Source organism: Pseudomonas sp. RW407, assembly GCF_003176655.1.
Taxonomy (GTDB): Bacteria; Pseudomonadota; Gammaproteobacteria; order Pseudomonadales; family Pseudomonadaceae; genus Pseudomonas; species Pseudomonas delhiensis.
In genome coordinates this window covers 792,648-805,438 of record NZ_QGSL01000029.1, presented here as the reverse complement: position 1 = coordinate 805,438, position 12,791 = coordinate 792,648, and the positions used below count along the sequence as shown (strand labels likewise).

Here is a 12,791-nt window from a genome sequence, read left to right as displayed (position 1 = left end):
TTCAGAAGGCCGAGCGAAACCGGCGCTCAGGAGGTCATGCGACATGGATGTCGCGAGAGCCCCGATGGGCTACAGGGACGTACCCTCGGGGCGGGCCTTCGTGGCGGGGGAGTTCGTGAGGGTAGCCCGGCTTCATCGGGCCCGTATGCGGGGCAAGCCTTTTTGGTTCCTTTTGTGGCGTTTGACAAAAGGGACTCGCCCGAGGGGGCGAAACAAGAGACGTCCGAACACTCGGAGCGGCGCGCTACACCCACACCCGACGTCTTTTCAATGACAAAGGGGTGGAGATCGGAGCACAGGCCCAGGGTTCGCGAGCAAGCTCGCTCCTACGAGGCCCGGGGGTTCAGACCCCCGAACACAGCAACCAGGCCACCGCCAGCAGGTAGAACAGCAGCGACCCATCCTCGCCCAGCGGCGAGTGGCGGAAAGTCCGTGCGTTCATGCCTTGACCTCCGCCGACCAGTAGCCCTGGGCGTTGCGGAAGGGCTGCCGGGCCATCTGCTCCGGGCGGGTGATGCCGGCGGCGAGCAGGGCGTTGACCAGGGCCGAGAAGGATTTCGCGGTATAGCTCATGGCGGGCTCCTTGCGTTCCGTCAGTGGGATGACGCTTATGAAAGCGCAACGGCCACCCCCGGCGGAAATGGAACTTCCTGCTTTCGACTATTGATGAAATCGATGAAAGGCCCGGCTCACCAGTCCAGTTGCAACTGGCTGTCGAACTGTCGTGGCTGGCCCGTCAGCGGGTCGTCGAAGGCCAGGTGGCGGGCCAGCAGCTGCAGCGGGCGGCTGTAGTCGTCGCTGCGCCGCTGCTCTTCCGGCAGCAGCTGTGGATAAAGCGGATCGTTGCGCAGCGCGGCGCCCAGGGCGGCCATGTGCACGCGCAGCTGGTGGCGCTTGCCGCTCACCGGGTAGAGCGCGTAGCGCCACCAGTGCTCGCGGCGCTCCAGCACCTCGATGCGGGTTTCGCTGTTGACCGTGCCCTCGGCCTCGCGCATGAGGATGAAGGGTTCGCCGTCCACCAGGCGGCTGCGCCGCACGTGGGGGAATTCCAGCTGCGGCAGCGGCGGGGCGATGGCCTCGTAGCGCTTGTGCATGCGCCGCTCGCGGAACAGCGCCTGGTAGGCGGCGCGGCTGGCCGGGTTGGCGGAGAACAGCACCAGCCCGGCGGTGGGCCGGTCGATGCGGTGCAGCGGCACCAGCAGCGGGTTGTCCAGGCGCCGGGCCAGGCGCGCCAGCAGGGTCTGCTCGACGTACTGGCCGGAGGGCGTCACCGGCAGGAAGTGCGGCTTGTCGGCCACCACCAGGTGCTCGTCGACGTGCAGGATGCGCTCCTCGAAGGGGATCGGCGTTTCCGCCTCCACCTCGCGGAAGTAGTGCACGCGCAAGCCCTCGCGGTAGGGCGTTGTGGCATCCAGGGCGCGGCCCTCGGCATCCAGCACGCGGCCGCGGGCCAGGCGCTGCAGCCAGGTCTCGCGGGGGATCGCCGGGAAGCGCGCGCACAGGCAGTCGAGCACCGTCGACCAGGGGCCGGCCGGCAGGTGCAGGGTGCTGGCGCGGTGCTGGGCGGCGGAAAACGGCTTCTCGGACATGGGCGGCGGCGACGGTCGGGGGCGTGCATTAGGCCGCAGATGGCCGCTATCGTCAAAGGCCGCCCGGCGCCTCAGGCGGGGTTCACTTCGACGGTCACATGGGCCAGCTCCTCGTGCACCCCCAGCAGCGCCTTGAAGTCTTCCGGCCGCGCCGGGCTGGCGGTGCTGAGGCTGAGGATGCAGGCGTACTTGCGCTTGCCCACCCGCCACAGGTGCAGGTCGGTGATGCACGCCGGGTAGGGGCCAGCGGCGATGGCCTGGCGCACTTCCTCCAGCACCGGCGCGTCCATCTCCGCGTCGAGCAGCACGCGGCTGCTCTGGCGCAGCAGGCCACGGGCCCAGATCGCCACCAGCACGGCGCCGACGATGCCCATCAGCGGGTCGAGCCAGGCCGCGCCCCAGAGCATGCCGCCGAGCAGCGCGACTATGGCCAGCACCGAAGTGGCGGCGTCGGCCAGCACGTGCAGGTAGGCGGCGCGCAGGTTGAGGTCGTGACCATGGGCGTTCCCGTGGTCGTGGTGATGATCGTGGTCATGGTCATGGTCATGGTCATGGTCGTGCCCGTGCTCATGCTCGTGGTGGTCGCGCAGCAGCCAGGCGCAGGCCAGGTTGACCAGCAGGCCGAGCGCGGCGATGACGATGGCCTGGACGTAGTGGATGGGCGAGGGATTGATCAGCCGCGCCAGCGACTCGAACAGCATCAACGCCGCCACGGCGAGCAGCAGCAGGGCGCTGCTGTAGCTGGCCAGCACCTCGATCTTCCAGGTGCCGAAGGCGAAACGCCCGTCGCCCTTCAGGCGCCGCGCCGCGACGTAGGCGAAGAACGCCAGGCCCAGGGCCATGGCGTGGGAACTCATGTGCCAGCCGTCGGCGAGCAGGGCCATGGAGTTGAAGTACCAGCCGCCGGCGATCTCCAGCACCATCATCAGCGCGGTGAGCACCACCGCGCGCAGGGTGTCGCGCTCGGCCAGCGGGTTGCTTTCGTGGAAGTCGTGCGGGTGCGAGGGAGCGAAGGCGGGGGCTGGCATGGGAGAATGTCCCGGAATCCGTTTCATATACTATACCCCAGTATACTTTGAGGACGTCAGCCCATGGCCCACACCATCCGCGACAAACGCAAGCTGCTCACCCGCATACGCCGCATCAGGGGGCAAAGCGAGGCGCTGGAGCGCGCGCTGGAGAAGGAGGAGGGCGACTGCGCCGCGGTGCTGCAGCAGATCGCGGCGATCCGTGGCGCGGTCAACGGCCTGATGGCCGAGGTGCTGGAAGGGCACCTGCGCGAGCACCTGGCGGCCGAGGCGCGCACGCCGCAGCAGCGCGCGGAAGACCTCGACCAGGTGATGGGCGTGCTGCGTTCCTACCTGAAGTAGCTCAGTGGGACAGCCGCGCGGCCAGTTCGTCGACTTCCTCGGCCCAGTCCGAGTCCTCTTCCAGGGCCTCGCGGATGAACGTCGCCTGGGCTTCGTTCCAGAAGGGCGCATCGGCCAGGGCCTGGCCTTCGGGCAGGCGGTGCGCGGCGAGGAAGGCGTCGATCTCCTGGCGGCCGCTGGGCAGGCCCAGTTGCTTGAACAGCTCGGCGAAGGTGTGTGGGGTGGTGTCCATGGTGGGCCTCCGGTGGTCGGTCGTGCATCAACTATAGGCGTTCGGCGCCGGCCGGTCGGCCGCGGAATCGATAGGTGGCTTTCAATTTTCCCGGCATCGGGCAATGATGGCGCAGTCCCTGACATCCCCTCGCGCCAGGCCCGTTCATGAGCTCTCCCGAGCAGCGTCCGCACGCCGTCACCCTGCAGATCGTCTCGATCGTCGTCTTCACCTTCCTGCTGTTCCTGTGCATCGGCTTCCTGCTGCCGGTGCTGCCCGGCTTCGTCCACCACGACCTGGGCTTCGACGCCACCACCGCCGGCGTGGTGATAGGCGCGCAGTACCTGGCGACCCTCGCCTCGCGGCCGCTGGCCGGGCGCCTGACCGACACCCTGGGGGCCAAGCGCGCGGTGATCTACGGCCTGCTGGCGCTGGCCGGCGGCGGCGCGCTGGTGCTGCTGGCCACCAGCCTGCAGGCTTTGGCCTGGCCGAGCCTGGCGCTGCTGCTGGGCAGCCGCCTGCTGATCGGCTTCGCCCAGGGCCTGATGGGCATCGGCACGGCGAGCTGGGGCATCGCCCGGGTCGGCGCGCAGAACACCGCGCGGGTGATCTCCTGGAACGGCATCGTCTGCTACGGCGGCATCGCCCTGGGCGCGCCGCTGGGCGTGGGCATGGCCGCGCACCTGGGGCTGTGGAGCCTGGGCGCCGGCATCCTGGCGCTGGCCGGCCTGGGCCTGCTGCTGGCCCGCGGCAGGGCGCCGGCGCCGATCATCGCCGGCACGCGCATGGCCTTCTTCGCCGTGCTCGGCCGGGTACTCCCCTACGGTATGTGCGTGGCCCTGGGCTCCATCGGCTTCGGCAGCCTGGCCACCTTCATCACCCTTTACTACGGCAGCCGCGGCTGGGCCGACCCGGCCTGGTGCCTGAGCCTGTTCGGCATCAGCTTCGTCGGCGCGCGGCTGCTGCTGTCCTGGACCATCAACCGCTTCGGCGGCTTCAACGTGGCGGTGCTCTGCCTGCTGGTGGAAAGCGCCGGCCTGCTGTTGCTGTGGCAGGCGCCGAGCCCGGCCTTCGCCCTGCTCGGCACGGCGCTGACCGGCGCCGGGCTGTCGCTGGTGTACCCGGCGCTGGGCGTCGAGGCGGTGCTGCGCATCCCCGCCGCCAGCCGCAGTTCGGCGCTGGGCGCCTACGCGCTGTTCTTCGACCTGGCCCTGGGCCTGGCCGGCCCGCTGATGGGCGCGGTGGCCGCGCACTCGGACTACGCCAGCATCTTCCTGGTGGCCGCGGCGCTGGCCGCCTGCGGCTTCCTCATCTGCCTCTGGCTGCTGCGCTTCACCCGCCAGCGCCACGAGGAACTGGAGTTCGACTAGACTGCGGCATCCTTCGCCGCAAGCCCATCCCATGGACATCGACCTGGCGCGCACCTTCCTGGAAATCGCCCGTGGCGGCAGCTTCGTCGCCGCCGCGCAGCGCCTGCACGTGACCCAGACCACGGTCACCGCGCGGGTGCAGAACCTCGAGGCGCAGCTGGGCTGCCGGCTGTTCCAGCGCAGCCGCGCCGGCGCCCGGCTGACCGCCGACGGCGAGCGCTTCCTCGGCTACGCCAACCAGCTGGTGCAGACCTGGGACGCGGCGCGGCGCGACCTGCCGCTGCCGGCGGGCTACCGCGAGGCGCTGAGCATCGGCGGCGAGCTGAGCCTGAGCAACCCGCTGATGCTCGGCTGGACGGTGCGCCTGCGCCAGCGCATGCCGGCCCTGGCCCTGCACGCCGAGGTCGGCAGCGGCGAGCAGTTGCAGAAGCAGCTGGAGCTGGGCGTGCTCGACGCCGCGCTGGTCTACCGCCCGGACTACTGGCCGGGCATGCAGGTGGAGCAGTTGCTGGAGGAGAAGCTGATCCTGGTGCGCTCGACGCAGCAGCCGGAGCCCTACATCTACATCGACTGGGGCGAGGAGTTCCGCCGCCAGCACGACGCCGCGCTGCCGGACCGGGCCCACGCCGCCACCCGCTTCAGCCTCGGCCCGCTGGCCCTGCAGCACCTGCTGCAATGCGGCGGCAGCGGCTACTTCCGCACGCGGGTGGTGCACAGCTACCTGCAGGCCGGGGTGCTGGAGCGGGTGCCGCTGGCGCCGGAATTCATCTACCCGACCTACCTGGTGTACTCCCGCGAGAAGGACTCGCCGGCGCTGCAGAACGCCCTGGCCATCCTCCGCGAAGTGGTGGCCGAGGACATAGACTGGTCGCAGCGCTGGGACTACGAGGCCTAGACCGCCAGCTGCAGGGCCCGCTCGGCCTGCACCTGCGGCTGCAGCCAGAGGTGGCGGAAGGCGGCGATCAGGTCGGTCTGGCTGAGCATGCCCACCAGCCGGCCGGCGTCGTCGACCACCGGCAGGCAGTGCCGGCCCTGGTCGGAAAGCAGCTGGATCAGCTCCGGCAGCTGGGCGTCCTCGCGCAGCGATTGCACGCGGTGCGTCATCAGGTTGCCGACGCGCTGGCCGAAGGGCGAGCGCAGGCGGCGCTGGCCGCGGAACAGGTCGCTCAAGGTGAGGATGCCCACCAGGTGGCCGCGGTCGAGCACCGGCAGGGCCTTGAGGTGGTGCTTGTCGAGCAGGCCCCAGGCCTCCTCGATGCGCGCGTCCGGGCTGACCGAGCGGATGTCCCGGGACATGATGTCGCGCGCGCGGATGCCGCCCAGCAGGCGTTCGCTGGCGTGCTTTTCGGCGGCCAACAGCAGGCGTTCGAGGTCCTCGGGGGTGACGTCGACGAAGCCGCCGGCGCTGGCCAGGGCGCTTTCCAGGTCGTCGGCGTGCAGGCCCAGGCGCTCGCCGGGCAGCGGGTCGGCGGTCAGGTGCGGGTTGCTGGCCGGGGTGGCGAGCTTGCGCGGGTAGGGCGCGCGGGTGAGGTTGTTGTAGAGCAGGGCCACGCCGATCAGCGCCAGCGAGGCCACGCCCACCGGCAGCAGCAGGTGCAGCAGTTGCTGGTCCACCAGCGGCCCGCCCAGGGCCAGGCTGAAGGCCATGGCCGTGCTCGGCGGGTGCAGGCAGCGCAGGCCGAGCATCAGCAGCACCGCCACGGCCATGGCCAGCGACGCCTGCGGCCAGCTGTGGCCCAGCCAGTGGCCGAGCAGCAGGCCCACCAGCGCGGCCACCAGGTTGCCGCCCAGCAGCGACCAGGGCTGCGCCAGCGGGCTGGAGGGCACGGCGATGGCCAGCAGGGCGGAGGCGGCCAGCGGCGGGCCGATGCGCAGCACGGTGTCGATGCCGAACAGCCAGGTGCACAAGGGCATGCTCAGGCCCAGGGCCAGGCCGCAGCCGAGCACGGCGCGCAGCCAGTCGCGGTTGGACGAGGGCCCGGCGCAGGGCGCCAGGCGGTGCAGCCAGGCGCCGAAGGCAGCGGCTTTCATCGCGGCACCTCGCAAGAGGCGCCGGGAAGGGGGGCAGTCAATGGATGCATGTCACGCAGGCACCGCGCATCACGGATCCGGCCTGGGGCCGGTCGGGCGGGCGCTTCCTTATGGTTGGTCGAGCGGCGATTCGCCGCAGGGGCGAAGGCTGGAGGCCATCCTAGATAGCGCGACGATGCATATCCAATGAATGTTATTGCTGTTTGACTGCAATAACGATGAAGTGTGGGCGAGCCGCCGGGTTCGCCCGCGCAGGGCTCACACCGGCGGGAAGGCCTTGAAGGCTTCCTGCGTCTCGGCGAACGCCGTCCAGTCGCGCAGCGCCGGGTAGTCGCCGGCGGCCACGCGCTCGGCATGCACCAGCTGGATGAAGGTCCAGGCCACGGCGGCGGTCAGGCCGGCCTGGTCCAGGCTGCCGTCGCGTAGCAGCGGCTGGGTCAGCAGCTCCAGCTCCAGGCCGGCGCAGGCGGCGCGCAGCTGCTGGTCCACCCGGGCGTACCAGGCGGGGTCGCGCCGGGCCTCGTCCCGCTGCAGCTCGTAGTACAGCTGCACGGCCTTCTCGCAGGCCGCCAGGCCCAGGCCCAGCAGGCGCGTGGCGCGCACCCGCGCGGCCGGCTCGGCGGGCATCAGGCTGCGCCCGGCCTGGTGTTCGGCCAGGTCGACGATCAGGCTGGAGTCCATCAGCACCTGGCCGTCGTCCAGCACCAGGCTGGGCGCCTTGACCACCGGGTTGATGGCGCGGAATTCCTCGACGTGGCGGAACACCGAGAGCGAGCGGTGACTGAAGTCGACGTCCAGCAGACGCAGGCTGATGGCCACGCGGCGGACGTAGGGCGAATCGAGCATTCCGATCAGTTGCATGGAGGCATCCTGTTATTGGAGATTACATGGGGTGGCCGGCCGAAGGGGCCATGCGTCAGCGCTGTTGTCGCCCAATCTAGCGGCTCGCAAGGGCGGAAAAAATCGACGATTTATAACTGCAAGGGTTAGCAGAACTTACATGAGCGCCTATCCACCCCTGTCCGCGCTGCGCAGCTTCGAGGCCGTGGCCCGGCTCGGCAGCGTGACCCAGGCCGCCGCCGAGCTGCACGTCACCCACTCGGCGGTGAGCCAGCAGGTGCGCCAGCTGGAGGAACTGCTCGGCGTCACCCTGCTGCAGCGCGAGGGCCGCGGCCTGCGCCTGAGCGAGGAGGGCCGGCTCTACGCCTTGCAGGTGCGCCGCGCCCTGCGCGACATCGCCGAGGCCACGCGCCTGGCGCGGGCGCGGCCCAGCGAAGGCGAACTGGTGGTGGCGGTGCTGCCGTCCTTCGCCCAGCAATGGCTGCTGCCGCGCCTGCCGGGCTTCCGCCGGCGCCACCCGCAGTATCGCCTGCGCCTGCTGGCCAGCCTGGAGGTGATCGACCTGCGCCAGGGCCTGGCCGACGTGGCCATCCGCATCGGCCAGGGGCACTGGGAGGGCCTGGCCCAGCAGCGCCTGTTCGACGACGAGCTGGTGGCGGTGTGCGCCCCGCACTTCAATGGCGGGCGCCTGCCGCGCACGCCGCAGCAGATCCTCGCCGGCCCGCTGATCCACGGCTTCGAGTCCTGGCTGCCCTGGTGCCAGGCGGCGGGCGTGGCGCTGCCCGAAGGCGACGGCCTGTTCACCGTCAACGACTCCAACCTGGTGGTGGAGGCCCTGCGCCTGGGCCTGGGTGTGAGCGTCGAACGCCGCAGCCTGGTGGCCGGCGCCCTGGCCCGCGGCGAGCTGGTGCAACTGGGCGAGGTCAGCGCGCCCTATGCCTACCCCTACTGGCTGGTGTGGCCGCAGCGGGAGGAGACCCGGGCCAAGGTGGCGGTGTTCGCCGAGTGGCTGGCGGAGGAGGTGGAGGGGTACCTGGCGTAGGGCGAATGACCGTTCGCGGTTATCCGCCGTTGGCCGTGCCACCGGGGTGTCCGGCGTGGGCGGTGAGACCAATCGCGGACGGAGTCCGCTCCTACGCGGGCCGAGCCATGCCATTCCCCTGTAGGAGCGCGCCCTGCGCGCGATTCGCGGGCAGGGCCCTACGCCCGTGCGTCCTGGAACCGTAGGAGCGGACTCTGTCCGCGATCATGGCGGATAACGCCGTAGGCGTTATGCGCCCTACGAGTTATCGCGAACGTGGGGAGTCAGGGTTCGCGAGCAAGCTCGCTCCTACGAAAAGCAAAAGCGCGTCAGCTCTGGCTCTGGCTTTTGGACTTCCAGAGAAATATCCGAGCGCACCGGAACGCCCCTTCAGAAGGCCGAGCGAAACCGGCGCTCAGGAGGTCATGCGACATGGATGTCGCGAGAGCCCCGATCAGCACAGGGACGTGCTGTCGGGGCGGGCCTCCGTGGCGGGGGAATTCGCGAGGGTAGCCCGGCTCCATCGGGCCCGTATGTCGGGGCAAGCCTTTTTGGTTCCTTTTTGCGGGGGTGGCCTTCCACCGTTTGACAAAAGTGACTCGCCCGAGGGGGCGAAACAAAAAACATCCGAGCACTCGGAGCGGCGCGCTACACCCAAACCCGACATCTCTGGGCTCCCGCGTTCGCGGTTATCCGCCGTTTCCAATGACAAAAATCGCGGACGGAGTCCGCTCCTACGATCGTGCTTCCCTGGCACCCGTAGGAGCGGACTCCGTCCGCGATTGGACCCGCAGGCCACGCCGGACCATCCGCTGGCCCGGACAGCCGGCTCAACGACCGCTGCGCAGCATTTCCTTGGGCACGTACTTGCCGATCTCGTACTTGCCGATGGCCATGCGGTGCACTTCGTCCGGGCCGTCGGCCAGGCGCAGGGTGCGCTGCATGGCGTACCAGTAGGCCAGCGGGAAGTCGTTGGAGACGCCGGCGCCGCCGTGGATCTGGATGGCGCGGTCGATCACCTGCAGGGCGACGTTGGGCGCCACCACCTTGATCTGGGCGATCTCGCTCTGGGCGATCTTGTTGCCCACGGTGTCCATCATGTACGCGGCGTTGAGGGTCAGCAGGCGGGCCTGGTTGATCTCGATGCGCGAGTTGGCGATGTGGTCGATGTTGCCACCCAGGCGCGCCAGCGGCTTGCCGAAGGCGGTGCGGCTGGCGGCGCGCTTGCACATCAGTTCCAGGGCGCGCTCGGCCATGCCGATGGAGCGCATGCAGTGGTGGATGCGGCCCGGGCCGAGGCGGCCCTGGGCGATCTCGAAGCCGCGGCCCTCGCCCAGCAGCACGTTCTCGTAGGGAACGCGGACGTTCTCGAAGAGCACCTCGGCATGGCCGTGGGGCGCGTCGTCGTAGCCGAACACCGGCAGCGGGCGGAGGATCTTCACCCCGGGGGCGTCGGTGGGCACCAGGATCATCGAGTGCTGCTGGTGGCGCGGCGCGTCCGGGTTGGTCAGGCCCATGAAGATCATGACCTTGCAGCGCGGGTCGCAGGCGCCGGAGGTCCACCACTTGCGGCCGTTGATGACCCACTCGTCACCGTCGCGCACGGCATTGGCCTGCATGTTGGTGGCGTCGGAGGAGGCCACTCCCGGCTCGGTCATGGCGAAGGCCGAACGAATCTCGCCGCGCAGCAGCGGCTCCAGCCAGGTGCGCTTCTGCTCCTCGCTGCCGTAGCGGACGATGGTCTCCATGTTGCCGGTGTCCGGGGCCGAGCAGTTGAACGGCTCGGCGCCGATCAGCGAGCGACCCATGATTTCCGCCAGCGGGGCGTATTCCATGTTGGTCAGGCCGGCGCCGTATTCGGACTCGGGCAGGAACAGGTTCCACAGGCCCTCGGCCTTGGCGCGGGCCTTGAGGTCCTCCATGACCTGGGTCGGCTGCCAGCGGTCGCCTTCGGCCACCTGTTGCTCGAAGACGCTCTCGGCGGGATATACATAGGCTTCCATGAACGCGGTGACGCGCTCACGCAGGTCCTGGACCTTGGCGGAATAGGCGAAATCCATGGGGGCTACCTTCTGGCAGGGGTTTGTCTTGTGTCGAGGAAGATGCTAGAACAGGCAGCACGATTTACCTAGCCTATTATCCGAATCAATGAACATTCATAACCCGCATGATGGTCCGCCATCCCGGGTATGATCCGGCCACAACAATGACAAGCGGAGCCACGGGATGAACCTGAACAAGGTCGACCTGAATCTGTTCATCGTCTTCGATGCCATCTACACCGAAGCCAACCTCACCCGCGCCGGGCAGATCGTCGGCATCACCCAGCCCGCGGTGTCCAACGCCCTGGCCCGCCTGCGCGAAACCTTCAACGACCCGCTGTTCGTGCGCACCGCCCAGGGCATGGTGCCCACGCCCATGGCGCAGAACATCATCGGCCCGGTGCGCAACGCCCTGCAGCTGCTGCGGGTGTCGGTGCAGGAGAGCCGCACCTTCAGCCCGCAGCAGGCGAGCAAGACCTACCGCATCAGCATGACCGACCTCACCGAGGCCATCATCCTGCCGCCGCTGTTCCAGCGCCTGCGCCGCCAGGCGCCCAACGTGCACATCGAGAGCTTCCTCTCCAAGCGCCGCGAGACCACCAAGGAGCTGGCCGCCGGGCGCCTGGACTTCGCCGTGGACGCACCGCTGAACACCGACCCGCAGGTGCGCCACGTCAAGCTGATGGAAGACCGCTACGTCTGCGCCATGCGCCACGGCCACCCGCTGGCCAAGCCGAAGCTGAGCCTGGAGGAGTACCTGTCGCTGACGCACATCCAGATTTCCAGCCGCCGCAGCGGCCTGGGCTACATCGACCTGTCCCTGGGCAAGATGGGCCTGCAGCGCAAGATCGCCCTGCGCTCGCAGCACTACCTGATGGCCTCCAACGTGGTGCAGCAGACCGACATGGCGGTGACCGTGCCCGAGCGCTTCGCCCGCCACCACAGCCTGCACTACGTGGAGCTGCCGGTGAGCGACGTGCCCAGGCTGGAGACCCACCTGTACTGGCACGAGAGCACCGACCAGGACCCGGCCAACCGCTGGATGCGCGAGCAGCTGATCGAGCTCTGCCAGCAGGTCACCGCCCGCGAGGCGCGCGAAGCACAGCAAGGCTGATTCACCACAGGCGCTTCACGGCAATAGCCGGGGTTGCCGGCTGACTCCATTCTCCCCACAGACACCGAACGGCCCCCTCTCCCTTCAGGGAGAGGGCTGGGGAAAGGGGCCGAGTCAACCCGATATACCGCAGCTGCCGGTAAACACCGTTCGCGAGCCAGCTCGCTCCTACACCCTCCCCCTATCCAAGGTCGGGCCGGCCCCTCCTTGGCCGCAAATAACCCTTCCATGGCCGGATCGGACCTCTCCTTTGTCCGACAATCCTTCCAACAATTACATCAACCAATGACACATTCACCGTGTCAGGCCCTCCGCCCCGCCGGCGCCGCTGTCTGCCCAAATCGCCGCCGGGGCTCGTCGAACAACAACAAGGAGTTGCCCATGAACGCCCAGACCGAACCGCTCCGCGCCCACTTCTCCGTCCGGCGCATGGATTTCAGCTTCACCGAGACGCCGAAGTACTGGTGGGATGATCAACCCTTCATGTCGCACTTCATGAACAACCTGTCCTCGCTGTTCCCCTACGGCGAGAAGTTCTTCGTCGACAGCGTGCGCGCCGTGCGCGACCGCATCCAGGACCCGCAACTGCAGAAGGACGTGTCCGCCTTCATCGGCCAGGAGGCCATGCACTCCAAGGAGCACGCGGCCTACAACGAGTACGCCGAGGAACACGGCATCGACCTGGAGCGCCTGGAGCTGCGCATCAAGCACCTGCTCGGCGCCATCGGCAAGGTCACCACCAAGAAGCAGGACCTGGCCATCACCTGCGCCCTGGAACACTTCACCGCGACCATGGCCGAGCGCCTGCTGCGCCGCGAGGACCTGAGCACCCAGATGCGCTCGCCGAAGATGTACAAGCTGTGGATGTGGCACGCCATCGAGGAGAACGAGCACAAGGCGGTGGCCTACGACGTCTACCAGCAGGTCTACGGCGGCTACTTCACCCGTACCGCGGTGATGCTGCTGACCACCGTGATCTTCCTCGGCGTGATCGGCGGCTTCCAGATCCACCTGCTGCGCCGCGACCGCCAGCTGTTCAACTGGCGCAGCTGGAAGCACGGCCTGGTCACCCTGTTCGGCCTGCGCAACGGCTACTTCACCCAGCTCGTGCTGCCCTGGCTGGACTACTTCCGCCCCGGCTTCCATCCCTTCGACCACGACACCAAGGCGCTGGAGACCTACTGGAAGGACAAGCTCGACTTC

13 protein-coding genes are annotated in these 12,791 nt (G+C 68.9%); 6 read left to right on the top strand and 7 right to left on the bottom strand.

Going from position 1 to position 12,791, the window contains the following annotated elements; translation table 11 throughout:
* Positions 1–438: 438 nt before the first annotated feature.
* The 3 genes from DK254_RS34710 to dmeF form a co-directional block, all read right to left on the bottom strand.
* Entirely contained in the window at positions 439–573 is a 135-nt protein-coding gene (locus DK254_RS34710; RefSeq protein WP_256595797.1) for a hypothetical protein, read from the bottom strand.
* A 116-nt stretch (positions 574–689) separates the two neighbouring features.
* Positions 690–1,589, bottom strand: a complete 900-nt coding sequence (locus tag DK254_RS04465) for a pseudouridine synthase (RefSeq protein WP_109932538.1) — start codon at positions 1,587–1,589, stop codon at positions 690–692.
* Positions 1,590–1,660: 71 nt separating this feature from the next.
* Positions 1,661–2,617, bottom strand: a complete 957-nt coding sequence (dmeF, locus tag DK254_RS04460) for a CDF family Co(II)/Ni(II) efflux transporter DmeF (protein ID WP_109932536.1) — start codon at positions 2,615–2,617, stop codon at positions 1,661–1,663.
* Positions 2,618–2,680: 63 nt separating this feature from the next.
* Between dmeF and DK254_RS04455 the strand changes: the two genes are divergently transcribed.
* Positions 2,681–2,959, top strand: coding sequence for a metal/formaldehyde-sensitive transcriptional repressor (locus tag DK254_RS04455; RefSeq protein ID WP_089390694.1), 279 nt, complete (start codon positions 2,681–2,683; stop codon positions 2,957–2,959).
* A gap of 1 nt (position 2,960) precedes the next feature.
* Here DK254_RS04455 and DK254_RS04450 read toward each other — a convergent pair whose 3' ends face one another.
* Complete coding sequence (locus DK254_RS04450) at positions 2,961–3,191, bottom strand: DUF2789 domain-containing protein (RefSeq protein ID WP_109932534.1); 231 nt, start codon at positions 3,189–3,191, stop codon at positions 2,961–2,963.
* A 146-nt stretch (positions 3,192–3,337) separates the two neighbouring features.
* Between DK254_RS04450 and DK254_RS04445 the strand changes: the two genes are divergently transcribed.
* Both DK254_RS04445 and DK254_RS04440 read left to right on the top strand, forming a co-directional pair.
* Positions 3,338–4,540, top strand: a complete 1,203-nt coding sequence (locus DK254_RS04445; RefSeq protein ID WP_109932532.1) for an MFS transporter — start codon at positions 3,338–3,340, stop codon at positions 4,538–4,540.
* 31 nt (positions 4,541–4,571) lie between these two features.
* Positions 4,572–5,435, top strand: coding sequence for a LysR family transcriptional regulator (locus DK254_RS04440; protein ID WP_089390697.1), 864 nt, complete (start codon positions 4,572–4,574; stop codon positions 5,433–5,435).
* Here the strand turns inward: DK254_RS04440 and DK254_RS04435 are convergent.
* Positions 5,432–6,571, bottom strand: coding sequence for an HPP family protein (locus DK254_RS04435; protein ID WP_109932530.1), 1,140 nt, complete (start codon positions 6,569–6,571; stop codon positions 5,432–5,434). The genes DK254_RS04440 and DK254_RS04435 overlap by 4 nt on opposite strands.
* A gap of 258 nt (positions 6,572–6,829) precedes the next feature.
* Positions 6,830–7,432 (bottom strand): glutathione S-transferase family protein, encoded by a 603-nt coding sequence (locus DK254_RS04430; RefSeq protein WP_109932529.1) that lies wholly within the window; start codon positions 7,430–7,432, stop codon positions 6,830–6,832.
* A gap of 139 nt (positions 7,433–7,571) precedes the next feature.
* On the opposite strand from DK254_RS04430, the gene DK254_RS04425 reads away from it, so the two are divergent.
* Positions 7,572–8,453 (top strand): LysR substrate-binding domain-containing protein, encoded by an 882-nt coding sequence (locus DK254_RS04425; RefSeq protein WP_109932527.1) that lies wholly within the window; start codon positions 7,572–7,574, stop codon positions 8,451–8,453.
* A gap of 809 nt (positions 8,454–9,262) precedes the next feature.
* Here the strand turns inward: DK254_RS04425 and DK254_RS04420 are convergent.
* Positions 9,263–10,492: an acyl-CoA dehydrogenase gene (locus DK254_RS04420; protein WP_109932525.1), complete on the bottom strand. Its 1,230-nt coding sequence runs from the start codon at positions 10,490–10,492 to the stop codon at positions 9,263–9,265.
* Positions 10,493–10,658: 166 nt separating this feature from the next.
* On the opposite strand from DK254_RS04420, the gene DK254_RS04415 reads away from it, so the two are divergent.
* Together DK254_RS04415 and DK254_RS04410 are read left to right on the top strand one after the other, a co-directional pair.
* The gene (locus DK254_RS04415; RefSeq protein WP_109932523.1) at positions 10,659–11,588 is read left to right on the top strand and encodes a LysR family transcriptional regulator; all 930 of its coding nucleotides are present in this window, start codon (positions 10,659–10,661) and stop codon (positions 11,586–11,588) included.
* 381 nt (positions 11,589–11,969) lie between these two features.
* A partial coding sequence (locus DK254_RS04410) for a metal-dependent hydrolase (RefSeq protein ID WP_109932999.1) occupies positions 11,970–12,791 on the top strand: 822 nt, incomplete at its 3' end.

Excerpts from the sequence above, each read along its gene's own strand:
- DK254_RS34710 (WP_256595797.1), bottom strand. The coding sequence starts at position 573 with ATGAGCTATACCGCGAAATCCTTCTCGGCCCTGGTCAACGCCCTGCTC.
- DK254_RS04465 (WP_109932538.1), bottom strand. The coding sequence starts at position 1,589 with ATGTCCGAGAAGCCGTTTTCCGCCGCCCAGCACCGCGCCAGCACCCTG.
- dmeF (WP_109932536.1), bottom strand. The coding sequence starts at position 2,617 with ATGCCAGCCCCCGCCTTCGCTCCCTCGCACCCGCACGACTTCCACGAA.
- DK254_RS04455 (WP_089390694.1), top strand. The coding sequence starts at position 2,681 with ATGGCCCACACCATCCGCGACAAACGCAAGCTGCTCACCCGCATACGC.
- DK254_RS04450 (WP_109932534.1), bottom strand. The coding sequence starts at position 3,191 with ATGGACACCACCCCACACACCTTCGCCGAGCTGTTCAAGCAACTGGGC.
- DK254_RS04445 (WP_109932532.1), top strand. The coding sequence starts at position 3,338 with ATGAGCTCTCCCGAGCAGCGTCCGCACGCCGTCACCCTGCAGATCGTC.
- DK254_RS04440 (WP_089390697.1), top strand. The coding sequence starts at position 4,572 with ATGGACATCGACCTGGCGCGCACCTTCCTGGAAATCGCCCGTGGCGGC.
- DK254_RS04435 (WP_109932530.1), bottom strand. The coding sequence starts at position 6,571 with ATGAAAGCCGCTGCCTTCGGCGCCTGGCTGCACCGCCTGGCGCCCTGC.
- DK254_RS04430 (WP_109932529.1), bottom strand. The coding sequence starts at position 7,432 with ATGCAACTGATCGGAATGCTCGATTCGCCCTACGTCCGCCGCGTGGCC.
- DK254_RS04425 (WP_109932527.1), top strand. The coding sequence starts at position 7,572 with ATGAGCGCCTATCCACCCCTGTCCGCGCTGCGCAGCTTCGAGGCCGTG.
- DK254_RS04420 (WP_109932525.1), bottom strand. The coding sequence starts at position 10,492 with ATGGATTTCGCCTATTCCGCCAAGGTCCAGGACCTGCGTGAGCGCGTC.
- DK254_RS04415 (WP_109932523.1), top strand. The coding sequence starts at position 10,659 with ATGAACCTGAACAAGGTCGACCTGAATCTGTTCATCGTCTTCGATGCC.